This is a genomic window from Roseateles sp. So40a, from assembly GCF_048081605.1.
Lineage (GTDB): Bacteria > Pseudomonadota > Gammaproteobacteria > Burkholderiales > Burkholderiaceae_C > Roseateles.
Genome location: NZ_CP182288.1, coordinates 4,719,072 through 4,736,290, shown reverse-complemented (window position 1 = coordinate 4,736,290; position 17,219 = coordinate 4,719,072). Strand labels below are relative to the sequence as shown.

Sequence of the window (17,219 nt, the reverse complement as noted above, 5' to 3'; positions counted from 1 at the left end):
GGCCACTTGTGGGATGCTCTGATCCCATGAAACGCTGGCTGCAAGACCTGTCCCTGTCCGCCGCGGTCGCGGGTTTCGTCGCCGTGCTGGTGGGCTTCACCAGTTCGGTGGCGATCGTGTTCCAGGCCGCGCAGGCGCTGGGCGCGACGCCCGCCCAGACCAGTTCCTGGATCTGGGCGCTGGGCCTCGGGATGGGGCTCACGAGCCTGGGCCTGTCGCTGTGGACCCGCCAGCCCATCCTCACCGCCTGGTCCACGCCCGGCGCGGCCTTGCTGGCCGGCGTGTCCGGTGTGACCATGCCCGAGGCCGTCGGCGCCTTCATCGTCTGCGGTGTGTTGATCCTGATCGCCGGCGCGACCCGCTGGTTCGAACGGATCATGGACCGCATCCCCATCGCGATCGCCTCGGCGCTGCTGGCCGGCGTGCTCGCGCGATTCGGCCTGGACGCGGTGCTCGCGACCAAGACCGCGCCGGCGATGGTGCTCGCGATGGCGCTGACCTACGTCCTGGCGCGCCGTTTCCTGCCCCGCTACGCCACACCGCTGGTGCTGGTCGCCGGGGTGATCGTCGCGGCCGCGCAGGGCCGGCTGCACCTGGAAGCCGTCGAGTGGGGCTGGGCCCAGCCGGTGTGGGTGACCCCGGCGTTCTCGTGGACCGCGCTGATCGGCGTGGCGCTGCCGCTGTTCCTCGTGACCATGGCCTCGCAGAACCTGCCCGGCGTCGCCGCGCAGCGGGCCTCGGGCTACCAGACGCCGGTGTCGGCGAGCATCGCTGCGACGGGTGTTGCCTCGGTCGTCTTCGCGCCGTTCGGCGGCTATGCGTTCAACCTGGCGGCGATCACCGCGGCGATCTGCATGGGGCGCGAGGCGCATGAGGATCCCGCGCGCCGCTACACCGCGTCGGCGATGGCCGGGGTGTTCTACATCGCCATCGGCCTGGCCGGCGGCGCGGTGGTGGGGCTGCTGACGGCCTTCCCGCGCGAGCTGATCGCGGCGGTGGCCGGATTGGCGCTGCTCGGGACGATCGCGGGCGGGCTGTCCGCCGCGCTCAAGGACGAGGCGCATCGCGACGCCGCGATCCTCACCTTCCTCGTCACGCTGTCGGGGCTGAGCCTGCTGGGCATCGGCTCGGCGTTCTGGGGCGTGGTCGCCGGTGCGGTTTCTCTTTTGGTGCAACACTTCCGGGCTCGTTCCCGCTGAAAGCTCCGCCCATGAAACTGCTGTTCCTCGCCGACCCGCTGTCCACCTTCAACACCTACAAGGACTCCACCTTCGCGATGATGCGCGAGGCCGCCCGGCGCGGTCACGAGCTGTGGGTGTGCGAGGTCCCCGATCTGCTGTGGGTCAGCGGCGGCCGCGTGACGGCGCATGCCGCGCGCCAGCTGACGCTGACGCCGGACGCCGTGGCCAGCCAGGCTGGCACGAAGCTGGCGGTGTGGCACGAGGTCACGGCGACGCAGGACCTGGCGCTGGCGGATGTCGACGCGGTGCTGATGCGCAAGGATCCGCCCTTCGATTCCGAGTTCTTCTACGCCACGCACCTGCTCGAGCAGGCCGAGCGCGAGGGCGCGCGCGTGTTCAACAAGGCGGCGTCGCTGCGCGATCACCCCGAGAAGCTGGCGATCCTGGAGTTCCCGCAGTTCATCGCGCCGACGCTGGTGACGCGCTCCGCCGCGGCGATCCGCGCGTTCCACGCGGAGCATCAGGACATCATCCTCAAGCCGCTGGACGGCATGGGCGGGATGGGCATCTTCCGCGTCAAGGCCGATGCGCTGAACCTCGGCAGCATCATCGAGACGCTGAACAAGAACGGCGCGCAGTCGGTGATGGTGCAGCGTTTCGTGCCGGAGATCGTGCAGGGCGACAAGCGCATCCTGCTGATCGGCGGCAAGCCGGTGCCGTACTCGCTGGCGCGGATCCCGCAGGGCACGGAGGTGCGCGGGAACCTCGCCGCGGGCGGCAAGGGCGTGGCGCAGCCGCTGACCGAGGACGACCGCCGCATCGCCGAGGCGCTCGCGCCGGTGCTGGCCGCGCGCGGGCTGCTGCTGGTGGGGCTGGACGTGATCGGCGACAAGATGACCGAGCTCAACGTCACGAGCCCGACCTGCTTCCAGGAAATCATGGAGCAGACCGGATTTGACGTCGGCGCCGTGTTCATCGATGCGCTGGAAGCGGCGGTCGCCGCGGCGCGCTGACTCGCGTGCATGACAGGCAGTACCGGACGATCACGATGAATCACGAGATGGACTTCGAATTGCTCAGCGAGCACGCCAGCTTCGGCGGCGTGCAGCGTTTCCACCGCCACGACTCGACCGAGATCGGTCTGCCGATGCGTTTCGCGCTGTACCTGCCGCCGGGCGGGACACACGCGGTCAAGGGGCTGCTGGTGTTCCTGGCGGGCCTGACCTGCACCGAGGAGACCTTCACGATGAAGGCCGGCGCGCAGCGTCGCGCGGCGGAACTCGGACTGGCGCTGCTGATGCCGGACACCAGCCCACGGGGCGAGGCGGTCAGCACCTTGCCGGGCGCGACGGCGTCCTGGGACTTCGGCATCGCGGCGGGGTTCTACCTCGATGCGACGCAGGCGCCGTGGTCGACGCACTGGCGCATGGAAAGCTATCTGATGCGGGAGTTGATCCCGCAGGTGCGGGCGGCGCTGGGGCTGGACGCGGCGCGGACGGGGATCGCGGGGCACTCGATGGGCGGACACGGCGCGCTGACCTTGGCGCTGCGGCATCCGGGCGCGTTCGCGTCGGTGTCGGCGATCGCGCCGATCTCCGCGCCCAGCCGCTGCCCCTGGGGCGTGAAGGCCTTCACCGGCTACCTGGGCGAGGATCGCGACGCCTGGCCCGCGCACGACGCGAGCGCGCTGATGCAGGCGCAGCCGCGGGTGCCCTATCCGGCGGGCATCCTGGTGGATCAGGGGCTGTCGGACAAGTTCCTGGTGGAGCAGCTCTATCCGGAGGCGCTCGAATCGGCGTGCGCGGCCATCGGCCAGCCGCTGAGCCTGCGCCGGCACGACGGCTATGACCACGGGTACTACTTCATCGCGTCGGTGATCGACGATCATCTGGCGCATCACGCGCGGGCATTCGTGGCCTGATCCCAGGCCGACCTCGAGCGGCGCGTGAACGGGGAGCCCCACATGCGCATCGCCTTGTTATCGGACATCCACGGCAACCTGCCCGCGCTGGAGGCTGTCGTCGCGGACCTGCGCGCGCGAGCTGTGGATCGCATCGTCAATCTGGGCGACATCCTGTCGGGGCCGTTGTGGCCGCTGGAGACGGCGCGTTACCTGATGGCGCAGGACTGGCCCACGATCGCGGGCAATCACGAGCGGCAGCTGCTGTCGATCACGCCGGCCAAGCCGGGCGGTGCGTCCGATCGATTCGCGCGCGAATGTCTGGGCGATGCGGAGCTGACTTGGCTGCGGGCCTTGCCCGCGACGATGCGGCTGAGCGACGACGTTTTCCTGTGCCACGGCACGCCGCGGCGGGACATCGAGTACTTCCTGGACTCCCAGGTCGGGGAGCGTCTGGTGCTGGCGACGGCGACGGAGGTCGCGGAGCGGCTCGGCGAGGAGCGCGCGACGCTGGTGTGCTGCGGCCACACGCACATTCCGCGGGTGCTGCGCAGCGCGCGGGGCCAGTGGCTGGTGAATCCGGGCAGCGTGGGCCTGCAGGCCTGGGACGACGATCACCCCGAGGTGCACGTCGCGGAGATGGGATCACCGGACGCTCGCTACGCGATCGCGGAGCAGTCGGAGCGGGGCTGGGTCGTGCAGTCGATCAGCGTGCCCTACGACCACGAGTCCGCCGCCCGGATCGCCGCTCGCCACGGTCGCGAGGACTGGGCGAGGTGGTTGAGGACGGGTTATGCGGCGGCCAGCCCGCTTGGCCCGATCCGCTCGTAGATCAGCGCGGCGGGGATCGTGAGGTCCAGCGACTGCAGATGGAGCGGCGCGTCGCCGATCGACGGGTGACACGACCAACTGCCGTCGGGCTCCCGACGATGCAGATCGATGCGGCGGCGGCGGTGATCGACCAGTACGTACTCCCGCAACGAAGGCAGCCGGAAGTAGGCCTGCGCCTTCTCCGTCCGGTCGAAACGTTGCGTCGAGATCGACAGCACCTCGATGACCAGGATGGGCGCCAGCAGCCATTGCTGACCGATGTCGATCGGCTCGCACGTGACGACCACGTCGGGATAGAAGTGCGTGCCGGCCGTCTGGTTCACGGCTGCATCCGCGGCGAACACGCGGCACGGCGTTCCCCTCAGATGCTGATGCAGCGCTGCCGCGAGATTCATGCCGACCGTGCCGTGGTCGAGAAGCGCGCCTGTCATCGCACGGATGCGACCATGGAAGAATTCATGCCGTCGCGACTGCTTCGCTTCCCAGGCGCAGAACTCATCGAGGGTCAACGCGGGATCGTCCCGGTCAAGCCCTCCGAACACATCCGCCACGGCCACCGTGATGCCGAGCGCATCGAGCCTCAGGTCGAAGTCCGTCGCCAGTCGTTCGACGGACCATGTGCCGGGCCCGGTCCGGCGTTCCACCGTCACCGTCCGCGTCTCCCGGTCGACGATCACGAGCTCCAGCAGCGTGGCGATGCGACGCTGCGCATCCAGTCGACGACGGTCCGCGATCCGGCGCGTCGTCGCGGGAATGGCGAGGGCAACCCGCGGGGAATGGCACTCGCCGATGCGTGCGACGAATGCGTCCGGAAGAAGGACGTCGTGATCGCTGACCACCAGGGGACAGTCGCTCAGGGAAGTCTCCCAGTCCGCGCGCTCGCCGCGCTGGCCCTGGATCGCCGATGTCAGGTTGACCAGCAGGCGGAAGAACACCCGGTCACGCGGCGGCAACGGATGCAGGTGACCGGCGATGAGCTCATGCGGGACCTCCTGAAGGGCCTGCCACTGAAGGTAGTCGTCCGCGGTCATCAATTGCTCGACAGGCATGTAGGACATCGCCACTCCTGCAACTTGGTTGGGGAAGTTGGCGATTCTTGGCAGACGGCGTGTCGCCGTCTGTCGCACCGATCAGTGTGAAATCCCGTCCGACTCCCTGATGGAAGGGAGGTGGGTGACTGACACCGGGAGGGCGGCTCCTGCCCTCAAGGCGTGGACGTCTGCCGATGCCCCGCCGCCGCCTTGTAGCGCTTCACGAAGGCCTCGACCTCGGCCGGGTCGATGACATCGGCCAGGCGATCGAATCCCTCCGGCGCGCGTTCCTCGACCATGTCCAGGATGTAGTCCAGCCCCTCCTGCCGGTTGAGCTCCACGATCCGCGCGCACATCGGTCGGCGCTCGGCCTCGTAGTTCGCCAGCGCCGTCTCCACGCGCCGTTCCTCGCGCAGCGCTGTCGCGATCGAGGCCGCGTCCAGGATCGCCTGCGTCGCGCCGTTCGAGCCGATCGGGTACATCGGGTGCGCCGCGTCGCCCAGCAGCGTGATCCGCCCGTGCCGCCAGCGCGGCAACGGATCGCGGTCCACCATCGGCCACTCCAGCAGCTGCGTCGCGCCCTGGATGACGCCGGGCACGTCCAGCCACGGGAAACGCCAGCCGCCGAAGGTCGGCAGCAGGTCCTCGATGGATCCCGGCTTGTTCCAGTCCTCGCGACCCGGCGCGGTCAACCCGCCGCCCAGGCCGTCCTCGCGCAGGCGGCGGTCGCAGATCCAGTTGATCAGCTGCAGGCCGTCCGGCCGCACCGGCGCGATCGGATAGACCACGAACTTCGCGCGCCGATGCCCCGCTTGCACCATCGTGCGGCCATCCAGGAAGGGCTTCGCCAGCGAGGTGCCGCGCCACATCATCATCCCGTTCCAGCAGGGCGCGCCCTCGTCCGGATAGAACTGCCGCCGGATCGCCGAATGGATGCCGTCCGCCGCGATCAGCACGTCCGCCCGGCGCGCCACCGGCGCGCCCGAGGCGTCCACGCCCTGCGCGATCACCGCGGCGCCATCGAGCCGCGCGCCCGTGACGCGCCAGCCGCTGATCAAGCGCTCCGCGCCGAGTCGCGCCGCGGCCTCGCGCCACAGCATCAGCTGCAGCTCGCCGCGATGCACGCTGAACTGCGGATGGCTGTAGCCACCGGCGATGCCCCGCACGTCCTCGTAGATCGTCTGCCCATGCCGGTTGGCGAAGACCAGCGCCGAGGTCGGCACCGCCATCGCCTGCAGCGCGGGCATCAGGCCCAGCTCGTCCAGCACCGCCACCGCGTGCGGCAGCAGGTTGATGCCCACGCCCAGCGGCTTGAGCTCGGCGGCCGCTTCGCACACGGTGACGCGGTGGCCGTCGCGGTGCAGCGCCAGCGCGGCGGCCAGTCCGCCGATGCCGCCGCCGGCGATCAGGATGTCGAGGGCCATGGGGACGCTCCGGCTTGAAGGGAATCGCGGGGGATCGATCGGGTCAGGGTAAGCGAGATAGTTGCGCTATGCAACAGTATCTAAGCTGATCCGGATGAGCCGTTCCACGCCGCCCAAAGTCGTCCCCGAGCCGCCCGAGGCCCCGCTGCTGCCCGTTCCCGGGCTCGATTACGGCGTGCTCGACGACCTGCTCGGTTACGCGCTGCGCCGCGCGCAGAACGCGCTCTACCTGGACTTCTACCGCGCGACGGCCGCGCTCGACGTCAGCCCGCAGCGCTTCGCCGCGCTGGTGCTCGTGGGACGCAATCCCGGCATGCGCCAGGGGCTGCTCGCGCAGGCGATGGGCCTGCATCGCAGCGGCGCGCTGCGCCTGACGGACTGGCTCACCGGCCGCGGCTGGGTCGAGCGCCGCGAGGATGCGGAGGACGCGCGCAGCTGGGGGCTGCATCTGACCGCGACCGGCAAGCGCAAGCTCACGGCGCTGGAGCGCCTCGTGCAGGCGCATGACGCGCGGCTGATGGCGGGACTGGGCGAGCGCGCCGCGGCGCTCAAGGCCGACCTTGAGCGGCTCGCGGCCATCGCCGGTGGAGAGCGTCCGAACGACAACAACGACGGAGACAGACCATGAACGATGACGATCGCAAGTTCTCCCGGCGCGAGGCCGGCCTGCTGCTGGGTGCGGCGATGGCGGGCCTCGCAGGACCGCTGCGCGCCCAGGCCGTGGCGATGCCGCGCATCCTCGTCGGCTTCCCGGCCGGCGGCTCGGTGGACGTCAGCGCGCGGCGCGTGGCTGACGCGTGGCGTGGCCGGCTCGCCGAGCAGGTGCTGGTCGAGCAGCGCGTGGGGGCCGGCGGCCGGCTCGCGATCACCGCGCTGCGCGATGCGCCGGCCGATGGCGGCACGCTGCTGATGAGCCCGTCATCGATGTTCACGATCTACCCGCATGTCTATCGCAAGCTGGCCTACAAGCCGGACACCGATGCGATCGCCGTCTCGCCGATCGCCAACGCGACCTGCGGCTTCGGCGTGGGGCCGATGGTGCCGGCCACGGTGAAGACGCTGTCCGACTTCGTCGCCTGGGCCAAGGCCAATCCGCAGCAATCGTCCTATGCGTCGCCGGCCGCGGGCGCGATGCCCCATTTCCTGGGCGATCAGTTCAAGCGCGCCGCCGGCATCACGCTCACGCATGTGCCGTATCGCGGCGCCGCGCCCGGGCTGCAGGACCTGATGGGCGGACAGATCGCCTCGGGCTGCTTCATCCTGGGCGACTTCCTGCCGCACCTGCCCGGCGGGCGCTTGCGCATCCTGGGCGTCACCGACCACGAGCGCTCGCGCTTCGCGCCCGACGTGCCGACCTTCGGCGAGCAGGGCTTCAAGGGGATCATCGGCGTGGAGACCTACGGCCTGTTCCTGCCGCCGCGCACGCCCGCATCCATCGTGGACAAGGTCTTCGACCTGGTGCGCGTCGCGCTGCGCGAGAAGGCGGTCGTGGACGGGCTGGCCAAGCTCGGGTTCGAGCCGCTGGCGATGGCTCCGGCGGACTACGCGCGCCGGCTTGCGGCCGAGCGCACGCAATGGGGGCCGATCGTGGCGGCGTCCGGGTTCTCGTCGGACGATTGAACCGCGCGGGGAGGGGCCCCGCGCGGACCGCGCGATCTCACTGCACGCGGCGGACCTTGATCTGGAAGGCCAGGCCCTCGACGCTCATGTAATACGTCGCGCCGAGGAAGCCGGACTTGATGGTGACCTTGGGGTCTTTCAGCGGCCGTCCGGAATTGCCGGGCGACTCCTCGGTCACCTGCCAGACCTGGCCGTTGGACAGCTTGACGCTGGTGTTGCGCTGCCATTCGCTGAAGTCGCCGACGATCTGGCTGCTCATGGCCTCGGGCGCGCGGCGGCCGGTCTTGCCGAAGTTCTCGGCGCGGGGCGCGTCGTCCTGCGGCGCGGCCGCGGCCACCGGAGCGGCGGGCGCCGCTGGCGCAGCCTTGCCGCTGGCGCGCGCCGCGCGCAGCGCCTGGGCGTTCTGATCGAAGCAGGCCAGGCGGGCCGTGCTGTCGCCGACATCCAGGCAGCGCAGCACGTCGGCTTCGCTCTGGGCGTGGACCGGCAGGACGGCGGCAGCGCCGGCGAGGAGGGCGGTCAGCAGGGAGGTGGACAGCTTCATGGCGTGCGCGACGGACTCGGGATCGAAGTGGCGCAGCTTATCGGAAGGCGGCCCCCTGCGGAGATCGGGTCAGCCCCACTCGATGCAGCCGGTGCAGTTGGCGCCAGGCGCTCAGCGCCAGCGGCACCGCCAGCAGCGACAGGCCCAGGCACAGGCCGCCGGCGGCGCTCCAGCCCCAGCGCTCGATCACCGCGCCGGCCAGCGGTGGGCCGATCAGCGCGCCGGAGGCGCCGAACTGCGTCAGCCGTCCGCTGGCCAGGACCAGCCGGTCCGGCGTCCGCGCGGCCAGCGGCAGGAGCGCGAACACGAGGCTCGGGAACACGCCCGACGCGGCGTTGATCGCCACGGCCAGCGGGGCCTGCCACGCGGGCAGCCCGGCGTCGCGCATCACACCCAGGTAGAGCGCGCCAGACAGGCCCAGCGAGATCGCCATCGCCACCGCGACGGCGTTGCCGGTGGGGCCGTGTCGCCGCAGCAGCCAGGCGCCCAGCGCGCTGGCCGGCACGTTGGCCAGCGCGGCCACCGCGGTCCAGGTGCCGGCGCTGGCCAGCGTCATGCCGCCGCGCGTGAGCAGGCTGGGCAGCAAGGCCAGCAGCGCGACCTCGGCGATGGCATACGCGCCGAAGGCGGCGACCAGGGCCCAGAGCAGGGCGCCCGTCGGCCCCGGCGGCGTGGCGGGTTCGGCGGCGGCGCCCGCGCCGTCGGACGGCACCGCGCGCAGGCCGATCCAGAGCAGCACGCCCGCGACCACGCTGAGCGCCTGCGCCGGCCGCCAGCCGGCCCAATCCGCCGCATGCGCGAAGGACCAGGCGCCCAGCGCCATGCCCACCGGCACGAAGGTGCTCCACAGGGCCATCGCGGCCGCCTGATGCCGGCCGTCCGCGGCGCGCGCGATCAGCACCGGCGCCGCGACGACGATGACCAGGTAGCCGAGGCTCTCGACCAGCCGGGCCAGCGCGAGCGTCACGACATCCTGGGCGAAGGCGGTCCCGGCGGCACCGGCGGCCAGCGCCAGCACGGCCAGCGACAGCGCCGGCTTCAGGCCGACACGCGGCAGCCAGCGCCCGGCCACGCCGCCCAGCGTCGCGCCGCAGACCTCGAGCAGCGAGGTCAGCGCGGCCATCGCCGCCAGGCCGAGCTGGAGCTCGCGCGCGATCGGCGGCGACAGGGCCGCGAGCTTGCCCAGCTGGGCCGCGGCGAACACGCCGCACAGGTAGTACAGGACAATCCTCACTTCGCTTCTTTCCCGTCGATGGGCGCCGCGGCGCGCGCCTGTTGCCGATGATCACGATCCGCCGCCCCGCCGGAGTTCCCGCCATGAACGATTCGCCCCTGCTGTCCTGCGATGCCCGCCAGCTCGGCCGCAGCCTGCGGCAGTGGCGCGCGCTGCGCCGCCTCAAGCAGGGCGCGCTCGGCGCCGAGCTGGGCGTGTCGCAGACGACGGTCTCGCGCTGGGAGTCCGGCCAGGCCGCGCCGTCGCTGGACGAGCAGCAGGCCTTGCGCCGGCTGATGGCCGCGCGGCTGGACAGTGCGGCGGACTTCGAGCTCGGACGCCTGGTCGAACGCGCGCCGGGCGCCGTCCACCTGATCTGCGACCTGAGCCACCGGCTGCTCGCGATGTCGCGCGGCCGCGAGCGCCTTTGCCGGCTGCCGCGGACCGAGCTGATCGGGCGCGCGCTGTGGTGTTACGCGACGCCCGAGATCGTCGCGCAGGAGTCTCGGCTGGATGCGCTGGGCTGGTACGAGCCGTCGCCCGACGCGGTCGAGTTCGACTCCGGCGCGGCGACTGAGCAGGACATGCCCATCCTGCCCAGCCGGATGCGCTGGGTGCGCTTCCAGCTCTCGGACGGGACCTTCGTTCGGTTGACCGAGACGGTCGAGAGGGCGTGAGCGGAAACGGCGGCGCGAGGACATGCCCGCCACCGTAGGCGCACGCGCGCGCCGCGTCCACGAATAAAAGATTCCGCGCGCCTTGGCCGCCTATCGGCGCGGTGGCGGGCGGGGCGACAGGCGCAGCCGCAACGGCGTCTCGGGCCGCAGCGTGATGTGCAGCGCCGGCCGTGGCGGGGGCGCGCCGGGGATCGGCTCCAGCCGATGGCGCTGCAGCACCATCGCGGCGATCAGCGTGATCTCCATCAGCGCGAAGTGGCTGCCCAGGCACACGCGCGGCCCCGCGCCGAACGGCATCCAGGCGCCGCGAGGGATCTCGCGGTGGCCCGAGGCCGGATCGAAACGCTCGGGCAGGAAGGCGTCCGGGTCATCGAACCAACGCGGGTCGCGATGCATCAGGCCCGGCGTCAGCCGCAGCATCGCGCCGCGCGGAAGGCGCAGGCCGGCGATCTCCAGCGGCTGCGTCGTGCGGCGTGAGAAGAGCGCGGGCGCGGGCGGATACAGGCGCAGGGTCTCCTTGATGCACAGGCTCAGCCAAGGCAGACGGGTGAGATCCGCCGCGCTCGGCGCGCGCCCACCGAGCACCGCATCGACCTCGTCCGCGGCGCGCTGCTGCGCCTGCGGGTGCGCCGCCATGCACCAGCCCCACCAGGTCAGCGCCGCAGCGCTGGTCTCGTGGCCGGCGAGGAAGGTGGTCATGCATTCGTCGCGCAGCGCGGTGTCGTCCAGCGGCTCGCCGTGTTCGTCACGCAGGGACATCAGCATCGCCAGCAGATCCTCGGGCGCGGCGTCGCCGCGGCGGAGCAGCTCGCGGCGGCGCCCGAGATGGCCGTGGATCAGCGCGTCCAGCGTGCGCAGCGCGCGCCGCTTGCCGCGCTTCCACGGCGCCCAGGACGGCGCGCTCACCGGCACGTACATCTCGCCCATCGCGACGCGGCCGAGCTCGTGGACGGACCATGAGGCCTCGGCCACCACCTCGTCGGCGTCGCCGCGGGAGAACAGCGTGCGCAGGATGACGTCCATCGTCAGCAGCGTCATGCGCTGTTCGAAGTCGAGGTCGAAGGCGTCGTCGGCGCTTCGAGCCGGGCGGCTGCGGTCGAGCGCGCCATCGAGCGCACGCTCGGCGGCCTCGACCATCAGCGGCACGAAGCCCGTCACGCGCTGCGGCGAGAAGCCCGGCTGCAGCAGCTTGCGCTGGCGCTGCCAGGCGGGACCCTCGGCCACCAGCACGCTCTGGCCGTGCGCATCGGCGAAGACCTGCGTCGCGCGCTCCCAGCGGATCATCCCGTCGTGGCCGGCAATCAGCAGCTCGCGCACGTGGTCCGGGTGGAAGAAGCTGTAGTCGTCCAGGCCGAGCAGGCGCTGGTGGACGACGTCGCCGTATTGCTGCTGCAGGCGCCACAGGTGGCCCAGGTAGTCGCGCTTCAGGGCGAGGACCTCAGGCAGCCCGCCCCAGCGGGGACGTGGGCCGGGGACGGCTTCGGGGAAGGAGAGGACGTGGCTCATGAGGGCAGATCGTCCGTGTCGCCGAGCGCGGCGTCTTGAATCGAAGCGACATCCTCTGACTGCAGCGTCGTCCGCCTAGACTGCGGCGCATGGACGCTTCCCTGCATCCCGCCACCGTGGCTCAACTGCGCATCCCGCCGCGTGCGCTGGAAGGCTGCCTCTACGCCTATCTCTGGCGAGATCTGTCGGCGGCGGCCGCGCAAGGCGAGCGCCTCACCGACGCCCAATGCCAGAGCTGGTTCCCCGCGACGCCGCTGTGCGGCCTGAGCTGGGCGCTGAGCGGCCGCGTGCGCGAGATCGGCCCTGATGGCGAACCGCTCGACTGGCTGCCCGCCGGCGTGATGGGCGGTCCCCGCAGCGGCCCTCGGCGATTCCAGTCCACGCCCGATGGCCGCGCCTTCATGGTCGCGATCCGGCCCGAGGCGCTGCAGGCGATGACCGGACTGGACATCACCGCGCTCAAGGATCGGATGGTGCCGCTGTCGTTGATCGACGATCCCGCCTGGCACGCGCTGGACGCCGCGATGCAGGCCGCCGGTGATGAGCCCACCGCGCGACGCACGCTGGAGGACTTCCTGCTGCCGCGCTGGCGCGCGGTGCGCGAGGCCGTGCTCGCCGACGATCCACCGCCGCGCGGTTACGCGGGCTGGATGCAGCACCTGGCGCTGCGCGCGATCGCCGCCGGCCACGGCCGCAGCGTGCGGCAGGCCGAGCGCCGCATCAAGCAGTGGAGCGGGCAGAGCCTGCGCGCGCTGCGGCTGGTCAGCCGCGCGGAAGCCGCCTTCCAGGACGTGCGCCGGCTCGACGAGGACGAGGGCGCCGTGATCTGGAGCGCGCTGGCGCAGGACCACGGCTACGCCGACCAGGCGCATCTGTGCCGCGAGACCCGCCGCCTGAGCGGCTTCAGCCCCGAGGAACTGCGCCGGCGTGTCGCCGAGGACGAGGCCTTCTGGGCCTACCGCGTCTGGGTTTGACTCCCTTTCCCGCTTGCGGGAACGGGCAGGGGTGAGGGCCAGCAGCGATGGCAGGCAAAAAGGGTCCCGCGCGCCATCGAGGACAATCCCCCCATGGCTGTCCTTTCCCTCTCCAACGCCCACCTCGCTTTCGGTCACGTGCCGCTGCTCGATGGCGCCAATTTCTCCCTCGAGACCGGCGACCGCGTCGGCCTGATCGGCCGCAACGGCACCGGCAAGTCCTCGATGCTCAAGGTGCTCGCCGGCATCGAGAAGCTCGACGACGGGCTGCTGCAGCTCGAGAAGGGCCTGACCAGCGTTTACGTGCCGCAGGAACCCGAGCTCCGCCCCGAGGCGTCGATCTTCGACGTCGTCAGCGAGGGCGTCGCCGAGGCCAAGGCGCTGCGCGCCCGCTACGAGGCGCACGACGAGAACGACGACCTGGGCTGGGTCCAGGAACGCATCGAGCAGATCGGCGCCTGGAACTGGGAACAGCGCGTCGACGAGACGCTGCACCGCCTGGACCTGGACGGCTCCCGCAAGATCGGCGAGCTCTCCGGCGGTCTGAAGAAGCGCGTCGCGCTGGCCCGCGCGCTGGTCGCGCAGCCCGACGTGCTGCTGCTGGACGAACCCACCAATCACCTGGACCTCGACGCGATCCGCTGGCTCGAGGAACTGCTGAACGGCTTCAAGGGCTCGCTGCTGCTGATCACCCACGATCGCGCCTTCCTGGACAACGTCGCCAACCGCATTGTCGAGCTCGACCGCGGCCAGCTGCGCGGATATCCCGGCAACTTCGCCGCCTTCCAGGCCGCCAAGGCCTATGAGCTGGAGAACGAAGCGCTGGCCAACGCGCGCTTCGACAAGCTGCTGGCGCAGGAAGAGGTCTGGATCCGCAAGGGCGTCGAGGCCCGCCGCACCCGCAGCGTCGCCCGTGTGCAGCGCCTGCACGAGATGCGCAACGAGCGCCAGGCCCGCCGTGACGTGCAGGGCAAGGTCCGGCTGGATGTCGCCACCGGCGACTCGAGCGGCAAGATCGTGGCGGAACTGGAGAACGTCTCCAAGCGCTTCGGTGATCGCGTGATCGTCGACAACTTCACCGGCACCATCCTGCGCGGCGACAAGGTCGGCCTGATCGGCCCCAACGGCGCCGGCAAGACCACGCTGCTGAAGATGATCCTCGGCGAGCTGCCGCCCGACAGCGGCTCGGTGCGCCTGGGCACGAAGATGACGGTCGCCTACTTCGACCAGATGCGCGACGCGCTCAACCTCAACGCCACGCTGGCCGACACGATCAGCCCGGGCAGCGAGTGGATCGAGATCGGCAACCAGCGCAAGCACGTCAAGAGCTACCTGAGCGACTTCCTGTTCTCGCCGGCCCGCGCGGAATCGCCGGTGTCCAGCCTTTCCGGCGGCGAGCGCAACCGGCTGCTGCTGGCGCGCCTGTTCGCGCGTCCGGCCAACGTGCTGGTGCTCGACGAACCGACCAACGACCTCGACATCGAGACGCTGGAACTGCTCGAGGAACTGCTGGCCGAGTACGACGGCACGGTGTTCCTGGTCAGCCATGACCGCCGCTTCCTGGACAACGTCGTGACCTCGACGATCGTCAGCGAGGGCGCGGGCAAGTGGCGCGAGTACGAGGGCGACATCGAGGACTGGCTCAAGCAGTCGCAGCGCGCCGCGGAGATCCGCGCGCGTCAGGCGCCGGCCGCCGCGCCCACGCCCGCCCCGGCGCCCGCGCCGGTCGCGGCGCCGGTGGTCGCCACCAAGCGCAAGCTCAGCTACAAGGAGCAGCGCGAGCTCGACGAGATCCCCAAGCAGATCGGCGCGCTCGAGACCGAGCAGAAGCACCTGCAGGCGCTGCTCAACAGCACCGAGCTCTACCAGCAGGGCGCCGCGCGCATCACCGAGGTGACCAACCGCGCCGCCGAGATCGACGACGAGCTGCTGACGCTGATGACGCGCTGGGAAGAGCTCGACGCGAAGTGAGCACTAGGGCCGTGGGCCCCTGAGCCCCTGGGCCCGTTAGCCAGTCAGGCTCAGGCGCGGACGGTGAGCTCGCCCCGGCCCTCGTAGCGGGCGGTGACCGTCGCGCCCTTGGCCAGCTTCGTGGCGACGCGCCAGGAGCCCGTCGTCACGACGCTGCCGGCCGGCACCGTCTGACCGCCGCGCGTGGCGATCTGCAGCCAGCCCGCGATGACCCAGGCCGGGTCGTTCAGGCCGTGGCCGCCGATGCCGGTCATCGGCGCCTGACCCTCGACGATCAGCTCGCAGGGCTGGTTCGCCCAGTCGTGGCCCGGCTTCCAGGCCATCCAGGGGCCCAGCGCAAGCGCGCCGTGCGTCTGCGCGTCGGCGAGCCGCAGCGTGTTGTCCGCGCCCAGGCCGCGCTGCCAGCGCGAGCCCAGCCATTCCACGGCGACGCACATCGCGTCGATCAGGTGCTCGGCCTGACCCGGCACGAGCGCGGCAGCCATCTCCGGGGTTACGTCCTGACCGAGGCGCAGGGCGATCTCGGCCTCGGCGCCGACCAGGGTGAATTCGCTGAAGTCCCCACCGTTGCGCAGGCCGCGGACCTCTCGCGCGCGCAGCGGCGGCAGTGGCGAGCTGCCCAGCGCGCCCTCGCGCGACGAGCCGCCGCACTTCCAGAATTGCACCCGTCCCGGCGACAGCCAGTCCAGGCGCCGTGCGAGCTCGGCCTGCGCGGCGTAGGCGGCGGCCTCGTCGGGCAGCGACCACGCGGCGTCGTCGAGCAGCGTGTCGTCGGTCCAGGCCTGGGCCAGCGCGGCGCCCAGGTCGGCGGGGGAGGAGGAGGGTGAGGTCGTCATGAGCGCGGATCTTAGGCGTCACCCGGTCCGGACCGGGCGCTCAGCGCCTGAGCGCCTCCCGGGCCCGTTCCAGCGCGTGCCAGAACTTCGGATCCTGCGAGGTCGCGAAGTTGATGCGCATCAGCGTGCCCGGCGTGCGGGTCGGGCTGAACAGGATGCCCGGCGCGATCAGCCAGCCCTGATCCATCATCGCGGGCGCGAGCCGCTCCGTGTCGACCCCCACGTCGACCCAGCCGAAGAGCCCCGCCGGTGTCGCGGCGAAACGGCAGCCCGCGTCCTCGGCCAGGCGCACGCAGCGCTGGCGCGCCGTGGCCAGCCGCGACGCGATGCGCTCCGCGTGCTTGCGCAGCAGGCCCTGCTCCAGGCACAGCGCCACCGCCCGGTCCATCAGCGGACTGGTCGTCAGCGAGGCCAGCAGCTTCAGCTCCGTCAGCCGCGCCATGCGGTCGGGGCTCGCGGCGACGAATCCCACGCGCCACGCCGGCGACAGCATCTTGGAGAAGCCCGAGACGTAGATCGTGCGCCGCAGCTGGTCCAGCGCCGCGAGCCGCGGCGCGTGATTGGGCGCGAACAGCGCGTAGGTGTCGTCCTCGACGATCAGCAGGTCGTGCTCGTGCGCCAGCTGCAGCACCTGGTGCGCGTGCGCCAGGTCCAGCGTCGCGCCCGTCGGGTTGTGCAGCACCGACACCGTCACGTACATCCGCGGCCGGTGTTCCTCGATCAGGCGCCGCATCACCGCGATGTCGGGGCCGTGCGCGCCGCGCGGCACCGGCAGCAGCCGCATGCCGGCCTGCGACAGCCGCGCGTACTCGATCGCCCAGCCGGGATCGTCGACCAGCACCGCATCGCCCGGTTCCAGGAAGGCGCGCGTGATCAGGTCCAGCCCATGCGTCGCGCCGACGGTGCTCATGATCTGGTCCGGCGCGGCCTGGATGGCGATGTCCAGCAGCCGGCGCGACAACGCGCGCCGCAGGCGCTCGTCGCCCATCGGCTCGCCGTAGCCCGACAGCAGCGCGTCGTCGGCGTTGGCGGCCAGCCGGCGCAGCGTGGACTGCAGCAGCCCCAGGTCCAGCCACTCCGCCGGCAGCGTGCCCAGTCCCGGCGAGCGCCGCGCATCGGCCTGGAACATGCCGCGGATCAGCGCGCTGGCGTCCACCGGCGGGGGCAGCGGCGTGGGTGCGGCCGGGGCGAGCGGCGAGCGCGTCGGCAACGGCCGGGTTTCGCGAACGAAAAACCCTCGCTTCTTCCGGGCTTCCAGCAGCCCCTGCGCGAGCAGCTGGTCGTAGGCCGCGACCACCGTGTACGGGCTCACGCCGTGGTGGCGGGCGCAGTCGCGCACCGAGGGCAGCCGGGCGCCCGGCAACAGCAGCCGCTGCTGGATGCGCGCCGCGAATCGCTGCGCCAGCTGCTGCGCCAGCGGCTGGCTGGCATTGCGGGAGAGCGTGACCGGAGCGACATTGGCGCTCGTGGACGCGGACAGGCTGCCGTGTGCTGTGCTGGTGTCCATGCCG

The 17,219-nt window shown here is 71.6% G+C and carries 16 protein-coding genes; 9 read left to right on the top strand and 7 right to left on the bottom strand.

Features of this window, described 5'->3' with window-relative positions:
- The first annotated feature begins 26 nt into the window (after positions 1–26).
- The 4 genes from ACNI65_RS21560 to ACNI65_RS21545 are packed head-to-tail and all read left to right on the top strand — an operon-like array spanning position 27 to position 3,912.
- Entirely contained in the window at positions 27–1,199 is a 1,173-nt protein-coding gene (locus tag ACNI65_RS21560; RefSeq protein ID WP_416759273.1) for a benzoate/H(+) symporter BenE family transporter, read from the top strand.
- Between the two features lie 11 nt (positions 1,200–1,210).
- Positions 1,211–2,194 carry a glutathione synthase gene (gene gshB / locus ACNI65_RS21555; RefSeq protein ID WP_416759272.1) on the top strand — a complete coding sequence of 328 codons (984 nt, stop codon included), beginning with the start codon at positions 1,211–1,213 and terminating at the stop codon, positions 2,192–2,194.
- Positions 2,195–2,229: 35 nt separating this feature from the next.
- Positions 2,230–3,102: an S-formylglutathione hydrolase gene (fghA, locus tag ACNI65_RS21550; protein WP_416759271.1), complete on the top strand. Its 873-nt coding sequence runs from the start codon at positions 2,230–2,232 to the stop codon at positions 3,100–3,102.
- Between the two features lie 42 nt (positions 3,103–3,144).
- Positions 3,145–3,912: a metallophosphoesterase family protein gene (locus ACNI65_RS21545; protein ID WP_416759270.1), complete on the top strand. Its 768-nt coding sequence runs from the start codon at positions 3,145–3,147 to the stop codon at positions 3,910–3,912.
- On the opposite strand, the gene ACNI65_RS21540 is transcribed toward ACNI65_RS21545, so the two are convergent.
- Together ACNI65_RS21540 and ACNI65_RS21535 are read right to left on the bottom strand one after the other, a co-directional pair.
- Positions 3,873–4,970 carry a Uma2 family endonuclease gene (locus ACNI65_RS21540; protein WP_416759268.1) on the bottom strand — a complete coding sequence of 366 codons (1,098 nt, stop codon included), beginning with the start codon at positions 4,968–4,970 and terminating at the stop codon, positions 3,873–3,875. The two genes, ACNI65_RS21545 and ACNI65_RS21540, sit on opposite strands and share 40 nt — an antisense overlap.
- A 146-nt stretch (positions 4,971–5,116) precedes the next feature.
- Positions 5,117–6,367, bottom strand: a complete 1,251-nt coding sequence (locus tag ACNI65_RS21535) for a flavin-dependent oxidoreductase (RefSeq protein ID WP_416759266.1) — start codon at positions 6,365–6,367, stop codon at positions 5,117–5,119.
- Positions 6,368–6,461: 94 nt separating this feature from the next.
- Between ACNI65_RS21535 and ACNI65_RS21530 the strand changes: the two genes are divergently transcribed.
- Together ACNI65_RS21530 and ACNI65_RS21525 are read left to right on the top strand one after the other, a co-directional pair.
- Positions 6,462–6,995: a MarR family winged helix-turn-helix transcriptional regulator gene (locus ACNI65_RS21530; RefSeq protein ID WP_416759265.1), complete on the top strand. Its 534-nt coding sequence runs from the start codon at positions 6,462–6,464 to the stop codon at positions 6,993–6,995.
- Positions 6,992–7,987, top strand: coding sequence for a Bug family tripartite tricarboxylate transporter substrate binding protein (locus tag ACNI65_RS21525; protein ID WP_416759263.1), 996 nt, complete (start codon positions 6,992–6,994; stop codon positions 7,985–7,987). The genes ACNI65_RS21530 and ACNI65_RS21525 overlap by 4 nt, the downstream gene beginning before the upstream one ends.
- Positions 7,988–8,024: 37 nt before the next feature.
- Here the strand turns inward: ACNI65_RS21525 and ACNI65_RS21520 are convergent, their stop codons facing one another.
- Both ACNI65_RS21520 and ACNI65_RS21515 read right to left on the bottom strand, forming a co-directional pair.
- The gene (locus tag ACNI65_RS21520) at positions 8,025–8,531 is read right to left on the bottom strand and encodes a hypothetical protein (protein ID WP_416759261.1); all 507 of its coding nucleotides are present in this window, start codon (positions 8,529–8,531) and stop codon (positions 8,025–8,027) included.
- A gap of 37 nt (positions 8,532–8,568) precedes the next feature.
- The gene (locus ACNI65_RS21515; protein WP_416759260.1) at positions 8,569–9,765 is read right to left on the bottom strand and encodes a CynX/NimT family MFS transporter; all 1,197 of its coding nucleotides are present in this window, start codon (positions 9,763–9,765) and stop codon (positions 8,569–8,571) included.
- Positions 9,766–9,848: 83 nt separating this feature from the next.
- Between ACNI65_RS21515 and ACNI65_RS21510 the strand changes: the two genes are divergently transcribed.
- Positions 9,849–10,421 (top strand): helix-turn-helix transcriptional regulator, encoded by a 573-nt coding sequence (locus tag ACNI65_RS21510; RefSeq protein WP_416759258.1) that lies wholly within the window; start codon positions 9,849–9,851, stop codon positions 10,419–10,421.
- Between the two features lie 90 nt (positions 10,422–10,511).
- Here ACNI65_RS21510 and ACNI65_RS21505 read toward each other — a convergent pair whose 3' ends face one another.
- Positions 10,512–11,927, bottom strand: a complete 1,416-nt coding sequence (locus ACNI65_RS21505) for a cytochrome P450 (protein ID WP_416759257.1) — start codon at positions 11,925–11,927, stop codon at positions 10,512–10,514.
- Between the two features lie 89 nt (positions 11,928–12,016).
- Between ACNI65_RS21505 and ACNI65_RS21500 the strand changes: the two genes are divergently transcribed.
- Positions 12,017–12,901, top strand: a complete 885-nt coding sequence (locus tag ACNI65_RS21500) for a helix-turn-helix domain-containing protein (RefSeq protein WP_416759255.1) — start codon at positions 12,017–12,019, stop codon at positions 12,899–12,901.
- A 93-nt stretch (positions 12,902–12,994) separates the two neighbouring features.
- Complete coding sequence (locus ACNI65_RS21495) at positions 12,995–14,872, top strand: ATP-binding cassette domain-containing protein (protein ID WP_416759254.1); 1,878 nt, start codon at positions 12,995–12,997, stop codon at positions 14,870–14,872.
- Positions 14,873–14,922: 50 nt separating this feature from the next.
- On the opposite strand, the gene ACNI65_RS21490 is transcribed toward ACNI65_RS21495, so the two are convergent.
- Together ACNI65_RS21490 and ACNI65_RS21485 are read right to left on the bottom strand one after the other, a co-directional pair.
- Positions 14,923–15,708 (bottom strand): fumarylacetoacetate hydrolase family protein, encoded by a 786-nt coding sequence (locus ACNI65_RS21490; RefSeq protein WP_416759253.1) that lies wholly within the window; start codon positions 15,706–15,708, stop codon positions 14,923–14,925.
- A gap of 40 nt (positions 15,709–15,748) precedes the next feature.
- Positions 15,749–17,215 (bottom strand): PLP-dependent aminotransferase family protein, encoded by a 1,467-nt coding sequence (locus ACNI65_RS21485; RefSeq protein WP_416759252.1) that lies wholly within the window; start codon positions 17,213–17,215, stop codon positions 15,749–15,751.
- Positions 17,216–17,219: the final 4 nt, after the last annotated feature.